The 22,400-nt window shown below is 73.9% G+C and carries 19 protein-coding genes; 6 read left to right on the top strand and 13 right to left on the bottom strand.

The features are described from left to right. Positions 1 to 302 precede the first annotated feature (302 nt). Positions 303 to 1,310 (bottom strand): stage II sporulation protein M, encoded by a 1,008-nt coding sequence (locus tag ACFV5N_RS09620; RefSeq protein WP_385596428.1) that lies wholly within the window; start codon positions 1,308 to 1,310, stop codon positions 303 to 305. Between the two features lie 38 nt (positions 1,311 to 1,348). On the opposite strand from ACFV5N_RS09620, the gene ACFV5N_RS09615 reads away from it, so the two are divergent. Beyond that, the gene (locus ACFV5N_RS09615; RefSeq protein WP_385596425.1) at positions 1,349 to 2,197 is read left to right on the top strand and encodes an RDD family protein; all 849 of its coding nucleotides are present in this window, start codon (positions 1,349 to 1,351) and stop codon (positions 2,195 to 2,197) included. On the opposite strand, the gene ACFV5N_RS09610 is transcribed toward ACFV5N_RS09615, so the two are convergent. The 7 genes from ACFV5N_RS09610 to ACFV5N_RS09580 all read right to left on the bottom strand — a co-directional run bounded on the left by ACFV5N_RS09610 (position 2,181) and on the right by ACFV5N_RS09580 (position 9,043). Next, entirely contained in the window at positions 2,181 to 2,831 is a 651-nt protein-coding gene (locus ACFV5N_RS09610) for a hypothetical protein (protein ID WP_385596423.1), read from the bottom strand. The two genes, ACFV5N_RS09615 and ACFV5N_RS09610, sit on opposite strands and share 17 nt — an antisense overlap. Before the next feature lie 84 nt (positions 2,832 to 2,915). Further along, entirely contained in the window at positions 2,916 to 4,334 is a 1,419-nt protein-coding gene (ahcY, locus tag ACFV5N_RS09605; protein ID WP_385596420.1) for an adenosylhomocysteinase, read from the bottom strand. Between the two features lie 225 nt (positions 4,335 to 4,559). Further along, a complete protein-coding gene (gene manA, locus ACFV5N_RS09600; RefSeq protein WP_385596418.1) occupies positions 4,560 to 5,786 on the bottom strand; it encodes a mannose-6-phosphate isomerase, class I in 1,227 nt (408 codons plus the stop codon). Between the two features lie 17 nt (positions 5,787 to 5,803). Next, positions 5,804 to 6,943 carry an SIS domain-containing protein gene (locus ACFV5N_RS09595; RefSeq protein ID WP_385596416.1) on the bottom strand — a complete coding sequence of 380 codons (1,140 nt, stop codon included), beginning with the start codon at positions 6,941 to 6,943 and terminating at the stop codon, positions 5,804 to 5,806. After that, entirely contained in the window at positions 6,940 to 7,122 is a 183-nt protein-coding gene (locus tag ACFV5N_RS09590; protein ID WP_385596414.1) for a Trm112 family protein, read from the bottom strand. The genes ACFV5N_RS09595 and ACFV5N_RS09590 overlap by 4 nt, the downstream gene beginning before the upstream one ends. An 84-nt stretch (positions 7,123 to 7,206) precedes the next feature. Further along, positions 7,207 to 8,577, bottom strand: a complete 1,371-nt coding sequence (locus ACFV5N_RS09585; RefSeq protein ID WP_385596411.1) for a phosphomannomutase/phosphoglucomutase — start codon at positions 8,575 to 8,577, stop codon at positions 7,207 to 7,209. 31 nt (positions 8,578 to 8,608) lie between these two features. Continuing rightward, positions 8,609 to 9,043, bottom strand: a complete 435-nt coding sequence (locus tag ACFV5N_RS09580; protein WP_385596409.1) for a DUF3499 domain-containing protein — start codon at positions 9,041 to 9,043, stop codon at positions 8,609 to 8,611. Between the two features lie 153 nt (positions 9,044 to 9,196). Between ACFV5N_RS09580 and ACFV5N_RS09575 the strand changes: the two genes are divergently transcribed. Beyond that, positions 9,197 to 9,655, top strand: a complete 459-nt coding sequence (locus tag ACFV5N_RS09575) for a metallopeptidase family protein (protein ID WP_385596406.1) — start codon at positions 9,197 to 9,199, stop codon at positions 9,653 to 9,655. 15 nt (positions 9,656 to 9,670) lie between these two features. Here ACFV5N_RS09575 and ACFV5N_RS09570 read toward each other — a convergent pair whose 3' ends face one another. From ACFV5N_RS09570 to ACFV5N_RS09560, 3 genes are all read right to left on the bottom strand, one after another. Then, the gene (locus ACFV5N_RS09570) at positions 9,671 to 11,203 is read right to left on the bottom strand and encodes a DUF5719 family protein (RefSeq protein WP_385596403.1); all 1,533 of its coding nucleotides are present in this window, start codon (positions 11,201 to 11,203) and stop codon (positions 9,671 to 9,673) included. After that, on the bottom strand, positions 11,200 to 14,865 hold the full coding sequence (locus ACFV5N_RS09565; RefSeq protein ID WP_385596400.1) for a glycosyltransferase: 3,666 nt from the start codon (positions 14,863 to 14,865) through the stop codon (positions 11,200 to 11,202). Before ACFV5N_RS09565 ends, ACFV5N_RS09570 begins: the two co-directional genes overlap by 4 nt. A gap of 200 nt (positions 14,866 to 15,065) precedes the next feature. Then, positions 15,066 to 15,329, bottom strand: a complete 264-nt coding sequence (locus tag ACFV5N_RS09560) for a WhiB family transcriptional regulator (RefSeq protein ID WP_019435379.1) — start codon at positions 15,327 to 15,329, stop codon at positions 15,066 to 15,068. Positions 15,330 to 15,814: 485 nt separating this feature from the next. Here ACFV5N_RS09560 and ACFV5N_RS09555 point away from each other — a divergent pair, with 485 nt between their 5' ends. The 3 genes from ACFV5N_RS09555 to ACFV5N_RS09545 are packed head-to-tail and all read left to right on the top strand — an operon-like array spanning position 15,815 to position 18,591. Beyond that, a complete protein-coding gene (locus ACFV5N_RS09555) occupies positions 15,815 to 16,306 on the top strand; it encodes a cysteine dioxygenase (protein WP_385596397.1) in 492 nt (163 codons plus the stop codon). Between the two features lie 12 nt (positions 16,307 to 16,318). Then, positions 16,319 to 17,284 (top strand): 2-phospho-L-lactate transferase, encoded by a 966-nt coding sequence (gene cofD / locus ACFV5N_RS09550; RefSeq protein ID WP_385596394.1) that lies wholly within the window; start codon positions 16,319 to 16,321, stop codon positions 17,282 to 17,284. Beyond that, on the top strand, positions 17,281 to 18,591 hold the full coding sequence (locus ACFV5N_RS09545; RefSeq protein ID WP_385596391.1) for a coenzyme F420-0:L-glutamate ligase: 1,311 nt from the start codon (positions 17,281 to 17,283) through the stop codon (positions 18,589 to 18,591). Before cofD ends, ACFV5N_RS09545 begins: the two co-directional genes overlap by 4 nt. 31 nt (positions 18,592 to 18,622) lie before the next feature. Here ACFV5N_RS09545 and ACFV5N_RS09540 read toward each other — a convergent pair whose 3' ends face one another. Beyond that, a complete protein-coding gene (locus tag ACFV5N_RS09540) occupies positions 18,623 to 19,618 on the bottom strand; it encodes an LCP family protein (protein ID WP_385596389.1) in 996 nt (331 codons plus the stop codon). An 81-nt stretch (positions 19,619 to 19,699) separates the two neighbouring features. On the opposite strand from ACFV5N_RS09540, the gene ACFV5N_RS09535 reads away from it, so the two are divergent. After that, entirely contained in the window at positions 19,700 to 20,731 is a 1,032-nt protein-coding gene (locus ACFV5N_RS09535; RefSeq protein ID WP_385596387.1) for a glycosyltransferase family 2 protein, read from the top strand. On the opposite strand, the gene ACFV5N_RS09530 is transcribed toward ACFV5N_RS09535, so the two are convergent. Next, positions 20,719 to 22,400, bottom strand: a 1,682-nt coding sequence (locus ACFV5N_RS09530; protein WP_385596383.1) for an LCP family protein, incomplete at its 5' end; no start/stop codon positions are given. The two genes, ACFV5N_RS09535 and ACFV5N_RS09530, sit on opposite strands and share 13 nt — an antisense overlap.

Raw genomic sequence — 22,400 nt, 5'->3', positions numbered from 1 at the left:
GCCTTTGAGTTTTGCGCCCTCCGGCGTGTCCACCACTTTAAGGGATTCCCCCGCCGGATTCAAAATCCGGGGTTCGGAACCGAATTCGGACATGCCGAATAAGGCCCCTCACGGGTTCGATCTCTTACGAGTGGGTGCCGTCCTGATGATCAGCTGATCATCGGCGGCGAGACGTACGGTCCGCCTCCGTGGAAAACCCCCGGGGGTGGACAGCTCGGAGAACACTACGCATCGCCCACCCCACCGTCAAATCAACTGGTCAGGCGGCACGCGACCGCTCAGGCGGTACGCCGGACCCGCGCTCACGCGGCCACCGGCACCTCCGCCGGCCGGTCCGCCTCCGCCATGTCGCCCGTCTCCCCGGCCTGAGCCGCGCGCTTGCCGAGCACGAACACATACGCCAGGAACGCGGCCTCCGCCGCCACCCCGATCGCGATCCGCGCCCACGTCGGCAGCCCGGACGGGGTCACGAAACCCTCGATCAGCCCGGAGATCAGCAGCACCACCGCGAGGCCCAGCGCCATCCCGATCGCCGCGCGGCCCTCCTGGGCCAGCGCCGTCAGCCGGCGCCGCGGGCCCGGGTCCAGCACCGTCCAGCCCAGCCGCAGCCCCACCCCCGCCGCCACGAACACCGCCGTCAGCTCCAGCAGCCCGTGCGGGAGGATCAGCCCGAGGAACACATCCAGCCGGTCGGCCGAGGCCATCAGCCCGACCCCGATCGCCACGTTCAGCGCGTTCTGGAAGAGCACCCACAGCACCGGAATGCCCAGCAGCGCCCCGAACGCCAGCGACATCCCGGCGACCTGCGCGTTGTTCGTCCACACCTGCGCCGAGAACGCCGCCGCCGGGCTGCTGGAGTAGTACGTCTCGTACTGGCCGCCGGGCCGGGTCATCTCCCGCAGCGCCTCCGGCGCCGCCAGCGACGCCTGCACCGCCGGGTTGGCCGCGATCCACCAGCCGATGCCCGCCACCGCCAGCGTGAACACCACCGCCACCGGCACCCACCACCTGCGGGTCCGGTACAGCGCCGCCGGGAATCCCGCGGTGAAGAAGTGCGCCGCGTCCCGCCAGGTCGCCTTCCGCGTCCCCACCACCGTGGCCCGCGCCCGCGCCACCAGCGTCGTCAGCCGGTTGACCAGGACCGGATCGGGTGAGGAGGACTGGATCTGCGACAGATGTGTCGACGTCCGCTGGTACAGCACCACCAGCTCGTCCGTCTCCGCCCCGGTGAGCCGCCGGCGCCGCCGCAGCAGCTCGTCCAGCCGGTCCCACTCCGGCCCGTGCGCGGCCATGAAGACATCGAGATCCATACGGAAAGCTTCCCAGATGACAATGGGAGACTGGACAGATGAGTCAACTCGTCACGGGTGATGCGGTGGTGCTCGGGCTCCAGCCCGCGCGGGTGCCGACCCGGGCGCTGGCCATCGCCCTCGACGGCGTCGTCATCGTCACCGGCTACCTGCTGCTCAGCATGCTGCTCCTGAGCGCCGTCCTCCCGCTGGGCGCCGCCACCGCGCAGGCGGTGCAGGTGGCCCTGCTGATCCTCGTCCTGGTCGGGGTGCCCATCGCGGTGGAGACCCTGACCCAGGGCCGGTCGCTCGGCAAGCTGGCCCTCGGACTGCGCGTGGTGCGGACGGACGGCGGGCCCGTCCGGTTCCGGCACGCGCTCGTGCGCGGGGTGATCGGCTTCGTGGAGATCCTGCTGACCGGCGGCGCCGTCGCGCTGATCGCCTCCCTCGTCTCCCCCCAGGGACGGCGGCTCGGCGACGTCTTCGCCGGCACCCTGGTGGTCCGCGAGCGGCTTCCCGGCCGCCGTGCCCTGGCCCTCCCCCCGCCCCCGCCGGAGCTGGCCGGCCAGTTCGCCCGGCTCGACCTCTCCCAGGTGCCGGACGGGCTGTGGCTCGCCGTGCGCCAGTACCTGACCCGGATGGCGAAGATGGAGCGGAACGCCGCCTGGTCGCTGGGCGAGCGGCTGGCCGGGGACGTGGCGGCCCGCACCGGTGCCCCCGTCCCGCCCGGACTGCACCCGGCCGGGTATCTGACGGCCGTGGCCGCCGAGCGGCGGCGCCGGGACAGCGAGCGGGTCTTCGGTGCCCCGGCCGGCCCCGGTGCTCCGCAGCACGGCGGCGCGCCGTACGTCCCGGCGGCTCCCCCGCCGCCGTCCGCCACCTCCGGGGGTCTCACCCCACCGTCGTGATCGCGGACGGCGGGGAGTCCAGCTCCTCCAGTTCCACACCGGGCGCGGAGAGCACCACGTCGCCCGCCAGGTGGACGGTGTGCGCCTGGCCGGTCTCCTGGTCGTCGACCCGGTAGGCGTGCACGGTCAGTACGTCGCCGCCGTCGCCGTCCGCGCCCTCGCCGCCGTCCGCCGGATGCGTCTCGCTGCCCAGCAGGGTCCACACCTCGTCACGGGTGCGCGGCGCCAGCACCGGGCCGGTGAACTCCACCAGCCGCACCCGGACGCCGCCCGCCCCCGGTGCCGGGCGCAGCAGCTGGGCGACGGCCAGCAGATGGGCCGGGGAGCGGCCGGTGAAGGCGTGGGCGGGGGCGTTGCCCTCCTGGGCATGTTCGCCGGTGGGGTCGGTACGGACCCAGGTCACCCCGGAGAGCGCAGCGCCGCGCACCTGCCAGGCGCCTGCGTGGAGTTCGAGCCGCAGCGGGCGGCCGAGGGCGTCCAGGGTGAGATCCAGGGAGCCGGCCGGGCCGCCGTCGGGGGCGGTGGTGCGGGAGACGTAGCGCCAGCCGTGCGGGCCGGGCGCGCACTGGAAGTGCTCCTCGCCCAGCGGCGTTCCGTCGTAGGGGTCGTGGAGGCTGTACCGGCCGCGTGGCATGGGGGCAGCGTACGGGGCCGCCCGCGGGCCGCGCGGCGCCGGCCCGGCACCCGTCGGGTACCGGGCCGGCTGCCGGGTACCGGCTCAGTAGCGGTAGTGGTCCGTCTTGTAGGGGCCCTCGACCGGGACGCCGATGTAGTCGGCCTGGTCCTTGGTCAGCTCGGTGAGCCGGGCGCCGAGGGCGTCCAGGTGGAGCCGGGCGACCTTCTCGTCGAGGTGCTTGGGCAGGGTGTAGACGCCCACGGGGTACGCGTCCGGCTTCGTGAACAGTTCGATCTGGGCGATCGTCTGGTTGGCGAAGCTGTTGGACATCACGAACGAGGGGTGGCCGGTGGCGTTGCCGAGGTTCAGCAGGCGGCCCTCGGAGAGCACGATGATGGTGTGGCCGTCGGCGAAGGTCCAGGTGTGCACCTGGGGCTTGACCTCGTCGCGCACGACGCCGGGGATCTTCGCCAGCCCGGCCATGTCGATCTCGTTGTCGAAGTGGCCGATGTTGCCGACGATCGCCTGGTGCTTCATGCGGGCCATCTGGTCGGCCATGATGACGTCGCGGTTGCCGGTGGCGGTGATGAAGATGTCGGCGGTCTCCAGGACGTCGTCGAGACGGGCGACCTGGTAGCCGTCCATGGCGGCCTGGAGTGCGCAGATCGGGTCGATCTCGGTGACGATGACGCGCGCGCCCTGGCCGCGCAGCGATTCGGCGCAGCCCTTGCCGACGTCGCCGTAGCCGCAGACGACGGCGACCTTGCCGCCGATAAGGACGTCGGTGGCGCGGTTGATGCCGTCGATGAGGGAGTGGCGGCAGCCGTACTTGTTGTCGAACTTCGACTTGGTGACCGAGTCGTTGACGTTGATGGCCGGGAAGAGCAGGTCGCCGTCCCGGAACATCTCGTACAGGCGGTGCACGCCGGTGGTGGTCTCCTCGGTGACGCCCTGGATCTCGGCGGCGGCCCGGGTCCACTTCTGCGCGTCCTCGCCGAGGGTGCGGGTGAGGAGTTCGAGGATGACGCGGTGCTCGTCGCTCTCGGCGGCGGTGGCCGGGTCGGGGACGGCGCCGGCCTTCTCGTACTCGACGCCCTTGTGGACGAGGAGGGTGGCGTCGCCGCCGTCGTCCAGGATCATGTTGGGGCCGCCGGTCGGGGAGTCGGCCCAGGTCAGCGCCTGCTCGGTGCACCACCAGTACTCTTCGAGCGTCTCGCCCTTCCAGGCGAAGACGGGGATGCCGGCCTCGGCGATGGCCGCGGCGGCGTGGTCCTGGGTGGAGAAGATGTTGCAGGAGGCCCAGCGGACGCGGGCGCCGAGCGCGACCAGGGTCTCGATGAGGACGGCGGTCTGCACGGTCATGTGCAGGGAACCGGTGATGCGGGCGCCGGCCAGCGGCTGGGCGGCGGCGTACTCTTCGCGGATCGCCATCAGGCCGGGCATCTCGTGCTCGGCGAGGGTGATCTCCTTGCGGCCGAACGCCGCCAGGGAGAGATCGGCGACCTTGAAGTCCTGGGACATGACTGCTGTTCCTCCTGGGAGGGTTGGCTGACGGACAGAATGCAGTTGCCGGACCGGCTGCGCACGCGTCGCTCGTGGCGTCGGGCATGCGCCGGCCCGGGATTCGCATCCGTCGGAGGGCCTTCTTACCCCTCGGCCGGGCTGGGCCGCTCGGCCCCCCGACTGCCATCAGCAGCGACGTCTACTCCTACTCCGCGGCCAAATCTACACGCCCGGGCCGTGCGGTCACAGGGCCACGGTGGCACGGAAGAGGGTGCCGGGGCCGGTGGCGGTGACGGTTTCGGACGCCGGGACGTAGGCGGAACGGCCGCAGGCCAGGGTGAGTTCGGCCTCCCGCGAGCGCAGGGTGACGGTGCCGTCGGTGCACAGCAGGATCTGCGGTCCCCCGGCCGGGAGGGTGGCCCGCCCGCCGCCGTCCCCGGCCGCGGTGCCGCCGGTGCCGAGCCGGTACCGGGAGAGCCGGAACTCGTCGATCGGCGCCGGGTACACCTCCTCGCCGTCCGGCCCCGGCTCGGGGCGCAGCAGGGCCGGCTCGGTGGGCTCGAAGCGGACGACGCGCAGCAGTTCGGGGACGTCCACGTGCTTGGGGGTGAGTCCGCAGCGCAGCACGTTGTCGGAGTTGGCCATGATCTCCACGCCCAGGCCGCTGAGGTAGGCGTGCGGGACGCCCGCGCCGAGGTAGAGCGCCTCGCCGGGCCGCAGGGTGACGTGGTGGAGCAGCAGGGCGGCGAGGACGCCGGGGTCGCCGGGGTGGTGCCGGGCGATGCCGGCGTACGGGGCGTACGGGCCGCCGAGGCGGGCGGCGGCCTCGGCGGCGCGGTCCACGGTGGGGGCGAGGGCGGCGCGGTCGGTGCCGAGGAGGGCGGTGAGGACCTCGCGCAGGGGGTGTCCCCTGCTCGAAGAGCTCGGGGAGGCGTCGGCGGCCGCGCGGTCGCGCAGGGTGAGGACGTACGGCTTGAGGTCGTCGATCCCCAGGCCCTCCAGGAGGGCGGCGGCCTCGGTGGCCGGGCGGAAGCCGCACAGTCCCTCGAACGGGGTGAGGGCGCACAGGAGTTCGGGCTTGTGGTTGGCGTCCTTGTAGTTGCGGTGCGGGGCGTCGCGGGGGACGCCCCGCCGCTCCTCGTCCGCGAAGCCCGTCTGCGCCTGGGAGCGGGAGGGGTGGACCTGGAGGGAGAGCGGCGCGTCGGCGGCGAGCAGCTTGAGCAGGAACGGCAGCCGGGGTCCGAAGGCCTCCACCGCCTTCGGGCCGAGTTCGGCCCGGGGGTCGGCGGTGATGGTCTCGGTAAGGGTCACCGTCCCGGCGCCGCGATCCAGCCGGGAGGGGGCGCCGGGGTGGGCGCCCATCCAGAGTTCGGCCTGCGGTGTGCCGGTGGGTGCGGTGCCCAGCAGCGCGGGGATGGCGGTGTGCGAGCCCCAGGCGTAGGGGCGGATGGGGTTGTCGAGGCTGTCCATAGGACCTCCAGGGAACCTCAGGAGTCCGGGGCCTGGGCGAGCGCCAGGTAAACGGCGGCGAAATCGAGGGGGACGAGCAGGTCGGCGAGGGCGGCCAGCGGCCCCTCGGCGTCCTCGGCCGGGGCGAGTTCGCCGAGCGGGACGTTGTGTTCGAGGGCGAGGTCGCGGGCGGCGGTGACGGCACCGGCGGCACTGGCGCCGCGCAGCAGCAGGACGCGGGGGCGCGGCGTCTCGGGCTCCTCGACGCGGTCGCGGAAGAAGTCGTCCTCGGCGGTGCGCGCGGTAGCGGCGAGCAGCGCCTTGTGGGCGGTGAGGGCGCCGGGGAGCGCGGCGGGCAGCGCGGGCAGGCCGGCGAGCGCGGTGAGGCCGGCGGCGGCGTGCCGTGCGGCGGCTCCGGCGAGGGGGCCCTCGCTCCACAGCAGCGGCAGGGCCGCGGCGCATTCGGCGGCCAGGGTCTTGCCGGGGTTGCCCTCGGTGCGGGCGGCGGGGCCGCAGCGTTCGGCGAGGCCGTCGAGCCGGTCGGCGAGGGCGGCCACGGCGGGCTGCGCGGCGGCGGCGCCGTCCCCGTACAGGCCGAGCCGTTCGCCGAGGAGCAGCAGCGGGGTGAGCAGCGCCCAGTACGGGCCGAAGGCGGGGGGAGGGTCTCCGGCGGGCTCCAGGTGGGCGGGGCGGGTGAGCGGGACGGCGAGGTTGCGGCGGTGCGCGGTGGCCTCGGCGAGCGGGCTCCCGGCCGGGCTGACGGAGACGATGGAGCAGCCGCGCCGGTAGGCGGCGTCCACCAGGAGGCTCAGTCCGGCCTCGCTGCCCTCGGCGGAGGTGAGGAGCAGCAGGTCCATGGGCCCGGCCCAGCGGGGCAGCGGCCACTGGAGCGCGCCGGGGGCGGCGAGCGGGCCGGTGGGGGGCAGCACGGTGACGGGGACGGTGCCCCCGGCGAGGGCGGTCAGCACATCGGCGGCGAGCGGGACTTCGGGCCCGGTCCCGGCGATCAGGACGGTGCCGGGGCGGCCCTCGGGGCGCAGGGCGTCGATGCCGGCCTCGCTCGCGGCGCGGGCGGCGGTGCGGACCTGGGCTCCGGCGGCGGCGACCCCGCGCAGCAGGCCGCGCGGGTCGGCGCGGGCGAGCCGGGCGGGGTCCTCCAGCAGGGTCTCGTCGATCACCGGGAGGGCCTGCGCGCCTCGTCCTCCAGCAGGACGGGGACGCCGTCCCGGACCGGGTAGGCGAGGCCGCAGCCCTCGTCGGTGCAGACGAGTTCGCCGTCCGCCTCGTCCTCCCGGAGCGGGGCGTGGCACGCCGGGCAGGCGAGGATGTCCAGCAGCGCGGCTTCGACGAGCGGCATGGGCGGCGTCCCTTTCGGAAGGTGGACGGTGATCACGGGTGACCGGGCCCCTCAGCCTACCGCCGTCCGCGCGGCGGGCCCGGGCTACGCGGTGATGATGGCCAGGACCTCGTCGCGGACGCGGGCGACGGTGTCGGCGTCCCTGGCCTCGACGTTGAGGCGCAGCAGCGGCTCGGTGTTGGACGGGCGCAGGTTGAACCACCAGTCGGCGGCGGTGACGGTGAGGCCGTCGAGGGTGTCGAGTTCGGTGCCGGGCCGGTCCGCGTAGGCGGCGCGGACGGCGGCGGTGCGGCCGGCCTGGTCGGCGACCTCGGTGTTGATCTCGCCGGAGGCGGCGTACCGGTCGTAGGCGGCGACGAGTGCGGAGAGCGGCCCGTCCTGTTCGCCGAGGGCGGCGAGGACGTGCAGGGCGGCGAGCATGCCGGTGTCGGCGTTCCAGAAGTCGCGGAAGTAGTAGTGGGCGGAGTGCTCGCCGCCGAAGATGGCGCCGGTTCTGGCCATTTCGCCCTTGATGAAGGAGTGGCCGACGCGGGTGCGCACGGGGGTGCCGCCGTTCTCCTTGACGACCTCGGCCACCGACCAGGAGGTGATGAGGTTGTGGATGATGGCGGAGCCAGGCGCCTTGGCGAGTTCGCGGGCGGCGACCAGGGCGGTGATGGCGGAGGGGGAGACGGGTTCGCCGCGTTCGTCGACGACGAAGCAGCGGTCGGCGTCGCCGTCGAAGGCGAGGCCGGCGTCGGCGCCGGTGGCGCGGACCCGGGCCTGGAGGTCGACGATGTTGGCCGGGTCCAGCGGGTTGGCCTCGTGGTTCGGGAAGGTGCCGTCGAGTTCGAAGTAGAGCGGGTCGACCTCGATGGGCAGTCCGGCGAAGACGGTGGGGGCGGTGTGGCCGCCCATGCCGTTGCCCGCGTCGATGACGATCTTGAGGGGGCGGATGCCGGTGAGGTCGACGAGGCCGCGCAGATGGCCGGCGTAGTCGTCGAGCAGGTCGCGCCGGGTGATGCTGCCGGGGGTGGCGACGGGCTCGGGGGCGCCTTCGGTCATCCAGCCCTCGACGAGGGCGCGGATCTCGGCGAGTCCGCTGTCCTGGCCGACGGGCCTGGCGCCGGCGCGGCACATCTTGATGCCGTTGTACTGGGCGGGGTTGTGGCTCGCGGTGAACATGGCGCCGGGCAGGTCGAGCGCGCCGCTGGCGTAGTACAGCTGGTCGGTGGAGCACAGCCCGATCTCGGTGACGTCCGCGCCGCGGGCGGCGGCACCGCGCGCGAAGGCGTGGGCGAGACCGGGCGAGGAGGGCCGCATGTCGTGGCCGATGACGATGCCGGTGCTGTCGCCGAGGGCGACCTCGACGAAGGCGGCGCCGAAGAGTTCGGCGAGGTGCTCGTCCCACTGGTCGGGGACCACTCCGCGTACGTCGTAAGCCTTGACGAGCTGTGACAGGTCCGGTGCGGGCACAGTCCACCCCTTGTCGTTGATTGATGTGGGCCTACTGTTCGGGCGAGCGGAGAATCCGCAGGTGGCCGCGGCGGGCGACTTCCATGGCGCTCGTCGCGTCCCGGACCGGCCGGCCCGCCGCTTCGACGGGTTCGCCGGACTGCGGTGGGGTGCGGGCGGCCTCGCGCACGGCGTCGGCGAGCGCTTCGAGGTCGTCGCCGCTGGGGCGTGAGGCGGAGGTGTCGACGGCGAGCCGGACCACCTCCCAGCCGCGGGGGGCGGTCAGCCGCTCGGAATGCTCGGCGCACAGGTCGTAGCAGTGCGGCTCGGCATAGGTGGCGAGGGGACCGAGGACGGCCGTGGAGTCCGCGTAGACATACGTCAACGTCGCCACGGCGGGACGGCCGCACGCGGTGCGCGAACAGCGACGTACGGGGCTCACGATGTTGGACCGTACCGCACTCCTGAGCGGGCCGCGACGACTCACCCCGGCGTCACCCGCCCGTGTCGCCGGGCGATGGCCGATTTGCGACCGGATTCGTTCCAGGACGTACGGTTTGTGCTCGCCGATGGACGGAAACGCTGGAGGAACCGGTATCGAACCGGTACAGCCTGCCATCGTCCTCTAAGGTCGGAGACGATGGACAATCCCAGCGTCCCCCCAGGTCCGCCAGGTCCCGCCGGCCGCCGGCCGCGGCGCAGGGACCGGCACGGCCGCGGCATGCGCGGCCCCGTGGCGCCGCCGCAGGTGCCGCTCGCCCTGTCCCGCTCCGACACCTTCGACGCCCTGGTCCACGAATCGGCCGATCGGCTGCGGCGGCGGCTGCCGCAGCTGGACGGAGTGGACTTCGGTGTCCGGGACGTGCCCCCGCTGCCGCCCGGGGACGACGACGACATCACGGTGCCGCTGGGCGGCGTGGTCCGGGCCAGGACCCCGGCCGCCCGCGATCTGATCGTCGTCTACCGCCGTCCGGTGGAGCTGCGCAGCCGGGACCGCGAGGAGCGGGCGCACCTGGTCCACGAGGTCGTCGTGGAACAGGCGGCCGAACTGCTGGGCCTGGCCCCGGAGTCGGTGGATCCCCGGTACGGCCAGGAGTGAACGGGGCGGCGGGGCTCAGTCGGTGAGGACGGACAGGTCCTCACCGGTCTGCGGCACCGACACCCGGGAGCGGTCGTCGGGCAGGGTCTGGACGGTGAAGGTGACCATGTCGTCCTCCTTCTTCGCCAGCGTGCGCGAGGCGTACAGCGTGCCGCCGTCCAGCCGTTCGACGGTGATGGCGTAGCGGCCCTTGGTGCCGTCGGGCAGTTCCGGGGCGATGGCCAGGGTGCTCCTGGCCTCCACCGTGTACGTCTCCGGCTCCGGTGCCTCGCCGCCGTTGCTGCCGCCGGAGACGGTGACCCGTACCTCGACCGCTTCCTCCGGCGCGACCAGCGAGAGCGTGGTGCCCTTGGCGGTGTTGCCGGCGACGCTCGCCCGCTGCTCTATGGGCGCGGTGGCCGGGATGAACGCCATCTCCCGCTCGTCGTCCTCGCCCTGCGTCACCCGCAGCCCGACGACCACCGCTCCGGTGCCGGAGCCGGTGGCGGGGGTGAGGACCAGCGAACCGGGCTCGCCCTGGGTCAGGTCCTCCAGGTCGATGGCGGTGAGGGTGCGCGAGCGCAGGCTGATCGATTCGTTCCCGGCCGGGGTGAAGGAGCCGGTGGGGCCGGAGAGGCTGACGTCCAGGGCCACGTCCTCGTCGCCCGGCGCGTAGGCGACCAGCCGCAGGGTACGGGCGTCGGCGGGGATGCCGGGCAGCACCAGCGGGCCGGTGGTGGCGGAGACCGGGGTCAGCCAGTCGACGCCGAGCTGGGCGTCGGACGCCTCGATCTGGGCGCCGATCCGGCCGGTGCGTGCGGTGACCTGGACGGCGAGGTCCGCCAGCGGTTCGTCGGTGAGGGTGGACAGCCGTACCGCGACGGAGGTGCCGCCGGGGACGGTGACGCCCTCGCCGCCGAGTTCGGACTCCAGCCGGCCCTCGGGGCCGTACAGCTGGATGTCCACCACGGTGGGCCCGGCGTCGGGGTTGGTGAGGTGGACGTAGTCGTTGCGGGCCTCGGCGGTGCTGGCACCGGCGAACCAGAACTCGCTGTCCGGGGTCTGGCAGGCGGTGCCCAGCAGGCCCTGGCCGCTGCCGGAGCGCACCGAGGTGGTCTGCTGCACGGTCCAGCCGGGGGCCAGCCGCTGCTCGGCGGTGCCGGTGAGGGCGGGGGCGCCGTAGGTGTCGACGCTCGCGGAGACCGGGATGCCCGGCTCCTGGAGGGCGACCAGCGGCTCGGGCTCCTCGTCCGCGTCCTTCTCGCCGTCCTCGTCGTCGCCGGTGCCGAAGCCGGCCACGTACTCGGGGGCGGGCAGCAGGTAGGCGTGCCCCTCCTCCTGGCCGTCCGCGCCGTCACCGTCGGCGCCGGGGGTGTACGCGGTGTACTCGGTGGTGGCGAGTTCGGCGCCGGTGGGGCGCGGGCAGGTGAGGGCGGTGCGTTCCACCGGCATGTCGCGGGCCTGGCCGGCGGGGGCGGCGCTCTGCTCGCCCGAGCCGAGGGAGGCCACGCCGGTGACCGCGACGAGCGCGGTCACCGTGGCCAGCAGGGAGATGGTGGTGCGGTTCATCGCTGGCTGCTCCCGTCGCCGTAATCGGCCGGATAGTCGTACGGCGCCTGGTAGTTCTGCGGGTGCGGCGGCTGCTGGTCCTGCTGGGGGTACGTGCCGTCCCAGCCGCCGTACTGCTGTTGCTGCTGTTGCTGTTGCTGTTGCTGGTCGTAGTAGCCGGACCAGTCCTGCTGTTGCTGCTGCTGGTCCGGGTAGTAGCCCTGCTGGCCCGGGAGGTAGGCGGGGGCGGCCTCCGGCGCGGGGTCCGCCGCCTGCTGCGGCGGGAGCTGCGGCTCCGGGTCGGCCGGGGGTCCGGGGACGCTGCCCTCGGTCCCGGCCGCTGCCGCCGCCCCCGTCCCGGCTGTCCCCGCCGCCTGAGCGGCCTCGGCGGCCTCGGCCGCGGCCCGGCGGCGCGCGCCGCGGCCCTGGGACGGGACGGCCGCGGCCGCCTCGCCCTCCTCCGGCAGATCGTCGTCCAGCTCGCGGCGCCGCCCCGGCAGCGCGAGCACCGCGACCACCAGCAGCAGGAAGCCCTGCGTCCACACCCACAGGGTGTGGGTGGTGGGCGTGTCGTAGGTGATGGCCAGCTTGCCGCCGCCCTCGGGCAGTTCGAAGCCCTGGGCCCAGCCGCCGACGGTCACCGGCGTGAGCGGGGTGCCGTCCAGGGTGGCGGTCCACGCCTCGTCGGCGGTGTCCGCCAGCCGCAGCACGCGCCCGGCCGCGCCCTCCGGCAGGTCGGTGTGCACCTCGACCGGCCCGGCCGGCAGCGCCTGCGGCGCCTCCCCCGACCCCTCGGCCGGCAGGACCATGGCCCGGCCGACCGGGCTCTCCACCCGCCACAGCGCGCCGCCGTCCTCCTGGCTGAGCCGCTTGAGCCCGGGGGTGGTGTCCAGGACCCGGCGCAGGGCGTCGGGCGAGCCGTCCTGCACCAGCACGTAGCGCACCGCGTAGGCGGCCAGCGCCTCGGTCTGGTCGGCGCCCGAGCCGGCCACCAGGTCGCCGACCGCGCGGGTCAGCGCGGTGTCCTCGCCGAGCAGCCGGGCCAGGTCGGCGTCGCCGAGCCGGGCGCCCGAGCCGCGGACCAGGGTGTAGGTGACGCGCTGGGTCAGGCCGTCGGCGCCGTCGCTCTCGCCGGCCAGCACCAGGGTGCGGGCCTGGTCGCGGGAGGAGGACTCCTCGGCGACGAAGGCGGGCACCTGGACGGGGTCGCGGCGCTGGAGCGGGCCGTCGGCGCCGCTGAGCATCCAGCCGGCGGCCACGAGCAGCGGCCCGGCGGCGGCAGCGGCGGCCACCGCCACGGCGACCGGCTGCCGCCAGCCGAAGCTCTGGGCGGCGACCCGGCCGCGCGCCCCGTCGGCGCCGAGGACGGCGGCGGACAGCAGGGCCAGCCCGTACAGCAGGGTGGCGGGGCCGCTCCAGGCCGTGTCGTTGACCCAGACGGCGTAGAGCAGCGCGATGAGCGCGCCCGTCCAGGCGGTGCCGATGGCCAGCCGCCGGTCCTGGCGCAGCAGCGCGGCGAGGGCGGCGAGCAGCACGCCGATGAGCAGCCAGCTGCCGGGGGTGCCGGGGCCGCCGGGGTTGGCGTTGAGGAGCTGGGTGGCGGTGGCGGCGCCGGTGTCGAAGCGCAGCCCGGCCTCGTGGCGGAACTCCTCGGGGCTGAGCAGCACCGAGAAGGACCAGGGGGCGAGCAGCAGCAGCGGGGTGAGGAGGACCACGGCGAACCGCGCGGCCTTGGCGAGCCGCAGGGCGCCCGCCAGGCGCAGCGGCAGGGCGAGCGAGACCACGGCGAGCACGACGGCCAGCGGCCACACCACGGGGGTGAAGGCGGTGATGACGGTGAGCAGCAGCGCGGCGGCCCAGGCGGCGCGCCAGGGGCCCTTGCCGTCCTCGCGGGTGTGCCCGGCGGCGGCGACGGCGCAGCGGGCGAGCGGCGGCAGGGCGACGGCGAGGACGGCGGTGCCGATGCGTCCGGCGGCCAGCGCGCCGGTGACGGCGGGCAGGAAGGCGTAGGCGGTGGCGGCCCAGGCGCGCAGCAGGCGCGAGGTGACCAGCGGCTTGGAGGTGAGGTAGGCGCTGACACCGGCGAGCGGGACGGAGCACACCAGGATCGCGGTCATGGCGACGCCGGGGTTGCCGAGCAGCGCGGAGGCCAGCAGGGCGAGGGCGCCGAGGTAGGGGGGCGCGCTCTCGGTGCCGCCGGTGCCGACGGGCTGCCAGGTGTCCCACACGCGGTCCCACCAGGTGGCGACGTCGGCGGGGGCGGGCAGCAGGGCGCCGCCGGCGAGGGCGCCGCCGCCGATGAGGTCGCGGGTGGCGACGGCGGCGACGGCGAACAGGGCGGCGAACAGGACGAGTCCGGGTTTGCGGGCGAGCCGCTTGAGCCGGGCGAACTGTTCGACCTGGAGGGATTCGGCGTCGTCGTCGGTGGGTCCCGATTCGACGGCGCCGCCGTGCCGTCCGCCTCCGCTGGTGGCGGCGGCGGATTCGGAACGGGCGGAGAGCGAGCCGATGATCTGTTCGACCGTGACGCGGAGGGTGGCGCCCGCGGGCGGGAACAGCGGTCTCAGTTCGGCCGCCGGGACGGCTTTGGGCCGGCGTTTGCGGGCGGCGAGGACGCGTTCGGGGCGCAGCAGGGTGGCGAGGAGTCCGGCGGCCTCGTCGAGGGCGCGGCCGGGGAGTTTGCCGACGAGGTAGCCGAGGACGCGCAGCAGGGTGCCGAGGACGATGCGCAGCAGCACCCAGGGCAGGGCACGGGCCCGGACGCCGGTGAGCAGGGTGTAGGTGGCGGCGGCCTTGTCGACGCGGTGCGGGTTGACGGCGGCGCGGCCGGCGCAGTCGATGGTGCGGCGTTCGCGGGCGGCGGCCTCGGCGTGCCGCAGGACGGCGCCGGGGGCGACCAGGACGGTGTGTCCGGCGGCGTGGGCGCGCCAGCACAGGTCGACGTCGTCGCGCATGAGGGGCAGGCGGCGGTCGAAGCCGCCGAGTTCCTCGAAGACGTCGCGGCGGATGAGCATGCCGGCGGTGGAGACGGACAGGACGGCGCGGACCTGGTCGTGCTGGCCCTGGTCCTGTTCGCGGCGGTCGAGGCCGGTCCAGCGGCGTCCGCTGTTGGCGATGGTGACGCCGGCTTCGAGGAGTTGGCGGCGGTCGTACCAGCCGCGGAGCTTGGCGCCGATGACGGCGGCGGAGGGGCTGGCGTCGGCCTGCCGCAGGAGTTCGGCGAGCGCGTCGGGTTCGGGCGCGGAGTCGTCGTGGAGCAGCCAGAGCCAGTGGATGGGTTCGCCGTGCGGGAATTCGGGCAGGTCGTAGACGTCGTTGTTCCACGTCCGGGTGACCGGGTCCCAGGCTTCGGGGCGTTTGAGGTACGGGAGGTCGTCGGGGGTGAGCACGGGGGCGCTGCGGGCGGCCTCGGCGACGGCGGCGCCGAAGCCGGTGCGGCGGGCGAGGTGCAGCACCCGGTCGGCTCCGAAGGCTTCGGTGACGAGGGCGGCGGAGTTGTCGGCGCTGCCGGTGTCGGCGGCGATGACGTCCTGGACGGGGCGGTCCTGGCCCAGCAGTCCGGTGAGGACGTCCGGGAGCCAGCGTTCGCCGTCGTGCGAGACGAGCACGGCGGTGACCACATGCTGCGGAAAGGCTGGGGTGGCGGCGGACTGGTGTGCCGGCTGCTGGCTGTGCACGGACATCGAGGTGCGGACCCCGGTTCGCTCGGTGGGCTTGGGGACGCGCGCGCCCTGCGGCAGCGGCGAGTGCGTCGGGGACAGCGCACCACCCTAGCGGCTGGGGGTGACGGCGCTCCGCGTACCGGACGGCTGTCCGGTGCCCACCCGGGGAACGGGTACCGGGAATTGAGCGTTCGTGATGGCGGGATGGCGGCCGGGCCGCGTTATACGGCGGCTTTCTTCAGCCGGCGGCGCTCGCGTTCGGACAGTCCGCCCCAGATGCCGAAACGTTCGTCGTTGGCGAGGGCGTACTCCAGGCATTCGGAGCGCACCTCGCAGGCCAGGCATACTTTCTTGGCTTCGCGCGTGGAGCCGCCCTTCTCGGGGAAGAACGACTCCGGGTCGGTCTGGGCGCACAGCGCGCGCTCCTGCCAGCCCATCTCTTCGTCCGCTTCGTTGACCAGCAGTTGGTGGAACAGCTCGGTCATGTGCGCGCCCCTCGTCGTCCTCTTTGCTTCCCCGTGCATGCCGTCGCTCGGCTCTCGATTGCATGTCGAACGACACGAGTGAAATTACAGGTGTGACACTCCGGGCCAGTCAAGCCACGATCTGCCATTCACCCGATGATTCACCCTCTGGCACCACAGCCATACGGAAAGTGTTCAAATCGCCACAAACTATGCTCACGCCGCCCTCACACTTGCTTTATCCGATCTTCATTTCGGATGAAAGCAGCTACTGATGCGATACAACCCCTGACCATCTCGTGTGGGTGACATGCGTGACTGTGGCCTGCTCCTGACCGCTTCGCGCCGCGCATAAACCTTTCAGCAGCGGGCGCGCCCGGATGTGGTGAAAGAATGCGCCAAGGAGTGGTACCGAGTTGACAACCGGGCCACCCTTCCGAATCAATCGCCTCGCACGCATCTTTGCTCCCTCCTCTCCTTCCGGAAGCTCTGAGACCACCTCACTCATGAACAACGACAACGAGATCGCCGGAGATCCCTTCTCCGTGCCGCATCTTCTCCAGCCCGTCGCCGAGCACCCATCCACCGTCGCGCAGTTCGCCGGGATGGCCATCGCTCTCGCGGGTGATCGTGAGTGTTGGACTCCCCTGGTGCGGTACGACGAGACCACCCGCTGGTACCACCGGCTGCGCACCGGCCCCGGTTACGAGGTCTGGCTGCTGAGCTGGGTGCCCGGCCAGGGCAGCGGGCGCCACGACCACGGCGCGTCCAGCGGCGTCTACACCGTCCTGGAGGGTGCGCTCACCGAGCGCACCGGGGCGGGGGCGGGCCGCCGCATCGCGCCGGGCCCGCTGCGGGTGTTCGCGCCGGGATTCGTCCACGAGATGGTCAACGACTCCCTCGAACCCGCCGTCAGCCTGCACATCTACTTCCCCGGCCTCACCGCCATGCCCATGCGTCCCCAACGGGCCCGGACGCGGCCGCAGGTGGCCTGCTGACAGACTGGCCGCATGCGACGCATCGTGGTTCTGTCCGGCGGCATCGGCGGCGCCCGCTTCCTGCGCGGCCTCAAAGGGGCCGCGCCGGACGCGGACATCACCGTCATCGGCAACACCGGCGACGACATCCATCTGTTCGGCCTCAAGGTCTGTCCCGACCTCGACACCGTGATGTACACCCTCGGCGGCGGCATCCACGAGGAACAGGGCTGGGGCCGGGCGGCCGAGACCTTCGCCGTCAAGGAGGAACTGGCCGCGTACGGGGTCGGACCCGAGTGGTTCGGCCTCGGCGACCGGGACTTCGCCACCCACATCGTGCGGACCCAGATGCTGGCCGCCGGCTACCCGCTCAGCGCCGTCACCGAGGCGCTCTGCCGGCGCTGGCAGCCGGGCGTCACCCTGCTGCCGATGACCGACGACCGCGTCGAGACGCACGTCCTGACCGACGCCGAGGACGGCAGCCGCAAGGCCATCCACTTCCAGGAGTACTGGGTACGGCTGCGGGCCGCCGTCCCCGCGCACGCCGTCGTCCCCGTCGGCGCCGAACAGTCCACGCCCGCCCCCGGCGTGCTGGAGGCCATCGCCGCCGCCGACGCCGTCGTCTTCCCGCCGTCCAACCCGGTGGTCTCCATCGGCACCATCCTCGCCGTGCCCGGCATCCGGGAGGCCATCGCGGACGCGGGCGTGCCGGTGGTGGGCCTGTCCCCGATCATCGGCGACGCGCCGGTGCGCGGCATGGCCGACAAGGTCCTGGCCGCCGTCGGCGTCGAGTCCACCGCGGCCGCCGTCGCCCGGCACTACGGCTCGGGGCTGCTGGACGGCTGGCTGGTGGACACCACCGACGCCGGTGCCGTCGAGGCGGTGGAGGCCGCCGGCATCCGCTGCCGCGCCGTCCCCCTGCTGATGACCGACGCGGCGGCGACCACCGCCATGGCGACCGAAGCGCTCACCCTGGCGAAGGAGTTGACGGCGGCATGAGCATCCACCTGTGGCCCCTGCCCGGCATCCCCGAGGTACGGCCGGGCGACTCGCTCGCCACGCTGATCGCCGCTGCCGCCGGGACCGGCGACGTGCCCGCCCTCGCGGACGGCGACATCCTCATCGTCACCTCCAAGATCGTCAGCAAGGCCGAGGGCCGGATCCTGGAGGCCGACGACCGGGAAGCCGCGATCGACGCCGAGACCGTCCGCGTCCTCGCCCGGCGCGGACCGACCCGCATCGTGGAGTCCCGGCACGGCTTCGTGATGGCGGCGGCCGGCGTGGACGCCTCCAACACCCCCAAGGGCACCGTCCTGCTGCTCCCCGAGGACCCGGACGCCTCGGCGGCCCGGCTCCGCCGCGACCTGCGCGAGCTGCTGTCCGTCGACGTCGGGGTGGTCATCACCGACACCTTCGGCCGGCCCTGGCGCGAGGGCCTCACCGATGTGGCGATCGGCGCCTCCGGGGTCGAGGTCCTGGACGACCTGCGCGGCGGCACCGACACCCACGGCAACCCGCTGGGCATGACGATCACCGCCCTCGCCGACGAACTGGCCGCCGCCGGTGACCTCGTCAAGGGCAAAACGGCGGGCCTGCCGGTGGCCGTGCTCCGCGGCCTCGCCCACCGCACCGACCCGGACAGCCCGCAGAACGCCCGGGCCCTGCTCCGCGACCCGGCGCTCGACATGTTCCGCCTCGGCACCTCGGAGGCCATCCGCGAGGCCGTCACCCAGCGGCGCACGGTGCGGGAGTTCACCACGGAACCGGTGGACCCGGCGGCGGTCCGCCGCGCGGTGGCGGCCGCGATCACCGCCCCCGCCCCGCACCACTCGACGCCGTGGCGCTTCGTCCTGCTGGAGACCGAGGCGAGCCGTACGAAGCTGCTGGACGCGATGCGCGAGCAGTGGATCACGGACCTGCGGGCGGACGGCAAGACGGAGGAGTCCATCACCAGACGCCTCCGCCGCGGCGACGTCCTGCGCAACGCCCCGTACCTGGTGGTCCCCTGCCTGACCACCACCGACTGGGCCCACCCCTACCCGGACGCGCGCCGCTCGGGCGCGGAGGCGGAGATGTTCACGGTCGCCATGGGCGCGGCGGTCCAGAACCTGCTGGTCGCCCTGACGGCCGAGGGCCTGGGCTCGGCGTGGATCTCCTCGACGATGTTCTGCCGCGACACCACCCGGGCTGCCCTCGACCTCCCCGCCGACTGGTCCCCCATGGGCACGGTGGCCGTCGGCCACCCGGCCACCCCGGCGAAACCCCGGCCCCCGCGGGAGGCGGACGACTTCGTCGTCGCCCGGTGAGGTCAGCCCTCACGGCGGCCGGGCGGCGGTTTCAGTCGCAGAGTGAGGAGTCCGCCCCGTCCGGCTGAGCCGCCGTGGCGGCCGTGGGGCGTTTCTGCGGGGTGAGGGGGCGGTCCTCCTTCAGGGCCGTGAACAGGGCCGCCGCGCCCCGTTCGTCCCACAGGACGGTGGAGCCGACATCGGGGTGGGTGTGGTCGCGGTCGGCCACCGGGACCGAGGCGTAGGTGATGTCGGCCGCCGTCATCCGGGTGAGGACCTCGGCCAGGCGCAGCATCTCCTCGGCGCCGAAGCCCTGGTCCGCGCGGACCGAGGTCAGCAGGGCGTCGGCCGCCGCCGGGAGGGCGGCGGGGGTGGCGAGGGCCTTGGCGGCGAGCGCGGTCAGGAGGCGCTGCTGGCGCTGCATGCGGCCGAAGTCGGCGGTCGCGTCGACGGAGCGGGCGCGCGCGTACTGGAGGGCTTCGCCGCCGGTCAGGGTGGAGGTCCCGGCCGGGATGTCCAGGCCGGACTTCTCGTCCTGGAGGGGGCGGGGGGTGCAGACCTCGACACCGCCGACGGCGTCCACCGCGCGCATGAAACTGACGAAGTTCACCTCCAGGTAGTGGTCGACGCGCAGGTCGGTGAGGTCTTCGACGGTGCTCACCATGGCTTCGGGGCCGCCCCGGGAGAGCGCGGCGTTGAGTTTGGCCGGTTCGGGGTCGGTGGTGAGGGTGTCCCGCGGAAGGCTGACGATCGAGGCGTGGTCGCCGTCGGCGGAGAGGTGGACGAGCATGATGCTGTCCGCGCAGTGGCAGCCCTCGCCGCCGAGGTGGTAGGCGCGGCGTTCCTCCTCGGTGAGGCCGTCGCGGGTGTCGGTGCCGACGACCAGCAGGTTCAGTCCCGGGTCGCCGTCCGGGCGGTCGCGGAGGCCGGCGAAGGGGTCGACGCGTTCGACGCCGTGCTCCACCTTGCTGACCATGACGTGTCCCACCCCGCTGGTGGCCAGCAGCAGGGCGGAGAGTACGGCGGCGATCCGGAACCTCACAGACATGGTCGCCAAAGGTATTTCCAGATGATCTACATACCGGGGCGGCGCGCTCGGGTGTCCCCCGTTCGCGGTAACGTGAGCCGGGTGACCAGCACTCCGCCCCCCGCCGTGTCCGTCATCATGCCGGTCCTCAACGAGGAACGGCATCTGCGCGACTCCGTCCAGCACATCCTGGGCCAGGAGTACGCCGGTGACCTGGAGGTCGTCATCGCCCTCGGCCCGAGCAGCGACGACACCGACCGGATCGCCGCCGAGCTGACCGCAGAGGATCCGCGGGTGCGGACCGTGCCGAACCCGACCGGCCGGACCCCCGCCGGACTGAACGCCGCCATCAAGGCGTCCCGTCACCCGATCGTGGTGCGGGTGGACGGCCACGGCATGCTCTCGCCCGACTACATCGCCACCGCCGTCCGTCTCCTGGAGGAGACCGGCGCCGCCAACGTCGGCGGCATCATGCACGCCGAGGGCGAGAACGACTGGGAGCGGGCCGTCGCCTGCGCCATGACCTCCAGGATCGGGGTCGGCAACGCCGCCTTCCACACCGGCGGCAAGGCCGGCGAGGCCGAGACCGTCTATCTGGGGGTCTTCCGGCGCGAGGTGCTGGAGGCGCAGGGCGGCTACAACGAGGAGTTCATCCGCGCCCAGGACTGGGAACTGAACTTCCGCATCCGGCAGGACGGCGGGCTCATCTGGTTCTCGCCCGAACTGCTGGTCTCCTACCGGCCCCGCCCCTCGGTACGGGCGCTCGCCAAGCAGTACCTCCAGTACGGGCGCTGGCGGCACGTGGTCGCCCGCTACCACGCCGGGTCCATCAACCCCCGCTACCTCGCGCCGCCCACCGCGCTCGTCGCCATCGCGGCCGGTCTCGTGACCGGCGCCGTGCTGACCCCGTGGGGCTTCGTCGTCCCCGCCGGCTACCTGGCCGCCATCACCCTCGGCTCACTGCCCGCGGGCAAGGGCACCCCGGCCGGGGTACGGGTGCGGATCCCGGTCGCGCTGGCCACCATGCACATGTCGTGGGGCTGGGGCTTCCTCACCAGCCCGCGCAAGCTGGCCCGCCGGGTGCGGGCCAGCAGCGTGGCGCGGCCGGCGGCCGCCGACCGTCACCAGATGTAGCCCGGGTTGACCGTCATGCAGGCGTCCTCGTCCTTGCCGGTCACCGCCTCGTCCTCCCGCAGGATGTCCTCGGGGGCGTCGCCCCCGGCCTCCCGCTCCCCGTCCCCGGGCGAGTCCGGGGAGTCCGGGGCCTCCGGCGCCGCGTACGCGGTGCCCTCGCGCCAGTCCGCCCCGATCGTCAGCACCGGCACGGTGATGCCCGCCGTCGCGCGCAGCGCGCTGTCCGGCAGGCCCAGCGCGTCCGCCACCGACCGCGCGTCCGCCAGCTGCTGCGGATCGCCCTCCGGGTAGCCGAGTGTCGTGACGTCCTGGGTGACACGGGTGTCGTCCGCGTACGCCGCGGTGAAACCCAGCCCGTACAGCGCGCCCGCGATCTCGGCGGCCCGGCCGGTGTCCGGCTGGGAGGTGCCCGCACGGACCGCCACCGCGATCTCGCCGGCCGGCGCCGGGTCGGGTGCCTCGGCCGCCGCGCGGGCGGCCTCCGCCTCCTCCGCCTCCCGCAGGCCCTCGGGGTCGTCGAGCGCCACGTCGTTGCGGATCGCGGAGAAGATCCGCTCGGCGCGCCCGGTGTCCGGGATGACATGCGCCTGGGGCCGCAGCGGGTCGGGCAGCCACGGCATGGTCACCATGGTCATCGCCTCGCTCGGCACCTCCCGTATGTCCTCCCCCAGGTCGTACAGGCGGTTCACGCTGCCGAGCCCCGGGCTCACGGTGAGCGCGTCGGTGGCGGCCTCGGCCAGATCCATCAGCTGCACCGGGTCCGTCAGCTTGGTGCCCTCCTGCAACCGGGCCGCCATCGCCGTGAAGTACATCTGCTGCGCTTTGGTCCGGCCGATGTCGCTGCCGTCCTCGAAGCCGTGCCGGGTGCGCAGCCACTGGAGCGCCTGCTCGCCCTTGACCTCGGTGACGCCGGCCTCCAGCCGCAGCTTGGAGTCCTTGTCGTACACGTTGTCCGTCACGCACACCGGGACGCCGCCGACCGCGTCGGCCAGGGAGACCGCCCCGGCGAACTCCACCAGCATGAAGTGGTCGATGGGGATGCCCGTCAGCTCCTCCCAGGTGGCCACGGTGCAGCCGGGGCCGCCGTGCTGGATGGAGGTGTTGATGGTGCGCTCGGTCTCCGGGTAGACGGTGCCGTCCTTGGGGTCGGTGCACTCGGGGATGGTGACGCGGGTGTCGCGCGGGATGCTCAGCGCCGAGATGTGCTCGCGGTCGGCCGAGACGTGGATGAGCATCTGGGTGTCGGCCAGGCCCGGCCGGTCGGCGTTGTCGCGGGCGCCGCCCAGTTCGGCGTTGGCCTCCGAGCCGCGGCTGTCCGAGCCGAGCAGCAGGATGTTGAGCGGGGTACGGCCCTGCGCGTCCGGGGTGGCCCGGGGCAGCGGCGGCTTGCTGCCCAGGTTCAGCTCCTCCTTGGTGAGGTTGCTGTTGAGATGCCGGATATAGAGGTAACCGGCGCCCGCCGTGCCCAGCAGGGCGACGGCCAGGCTGCCCGCCGTCCAGCGCAGCACCCGCGCCCAGCGGCGGCGCGGCCGGGCGGCGGGGGCGGCATCCGGTTCCGCGGCGGGCGCGGGGGCGGCATCCGGTTCCGCGGCGGGGCCGGGGGCGGTGTCCTCGGCGTCCGGCCCGGCGTCGGCGGCGGGGGCGTCGGCGCCACCGCCCTCGCCCCCCC

The sequence above is a fragment of the Streptomyces sp. NPDC059853 genome, assembly GCF_042731495.1.
Lineage (GTDB): Bacteria > Actinomycetota > Actinomycetes > Streptomycetales > Streptomycetaceae > Streptomyces.
The sequence above is the reverse complement of the archived record's forward strand: the minus strand, read 5'-3'. Positions and strand labels throughout refer to the sequence as shown.

Bases quoted from the DNA above. Each gene is read 5' to 3' on its own strand.
- ACFV5N_RS09545 (WP_385596391.1), top strand. From the start codon at position 17,281: ATGAGCATCCACCTGTGGCCCCTGCCCGGCATCCCCGAGGTACGGCCG.
- ACFV5N_RS09590 (WP_385596414.1), bottom strand. From the start codon at position 7,122: ATGCCGCTCGTCGAAGCCGCGCTGCTGGACATCCTCGCCTGCCCGGCG.
- cofD (WP_385596394.1), top strand. From the start codon at position 16,319: ATGCGACGCATCGTGGTTCTGTCCGGCGGCATCGGCGGCGCCCGCTTC.
- ACFV5N_RS09540 (WP_385596389.1), bottom strand. From the start codon at position 19,618: ATGTCTGTGAGGTTCCGGATCGCCGCCGTACTCTCCGCCCTGCTGCTG.
- ACFV5N_RS09555 (WP_385596397.1), top strand. From the start codon at position 15,815: ATGAACAACGACAACGAGATCGCCGGAGATCCCTTCTCCGTGCCGCAT.
- ACFV5N_RS09615 (WP_385596425.1), top strand. From the start codon at position 1,349: ATGAGTCAACTCGTCACGGGTGATGCGGTGGTGCTCGGGCTCCAGCCC.
- ACFV5N_RS09575 (WP_385596406.1), top strand. From the start codon at position 9,197: ATGGACAATCCCAGCGTCCCCCCAGGTCCGCCAGGTCCCGCCGGCCGC.
- ACFV5N_RS09565 (WP_385596400.1), bottom strand. From the start codon at position 14,865: ATGTCCGTGCACAGCCAGCAGCCGGCACACCAGTCCGCCGCCACCCCA.
- ACFV5N_RS09560 (WP_019435379.1), bottom strand. From the start codon at position 15,329: ATGACCGAGCTGTTCCACCAACTGCTGGTCAACGAAGCGGACGAAGAG.
- ACFV5N_RS09610 (WP_385596423.1), bottom strand. From the start codon at position 2,831: ATGCCACGCGGCCGGTACAGCCTCCACGACCCCTACGACGGAACGCCG.
- ACFV5N_RS09570 (WP_385596403.1), bottom strand. From the start codon at position 11,203: ATGAACCGCACCACCATCTCCCTGCTGGCCACGGTGACCGCGCTCGTC.
- ahcY (WP_385596420.1), bottom strand. From the start codon at position 4,334: ATGTCCCAGGACTTCAAGGTCGCCGATCTCTCCCTGGCGGCGTTCGGC.
- manA (WP_385596418.1), bottom strand. From the start codon at position 5,786: ATGGACAGCCTCGACAACCCCATCCGCCCCTACGCCTGGGGCTCGCAC.
- ACFV5N_RS09620 (WP_385596428.1), bottom strand. From the start codon at position 1,310: ATGGATCTCGATGTCTTCATGGCCGCGCACGGGCCGGAGTGGGACCGG.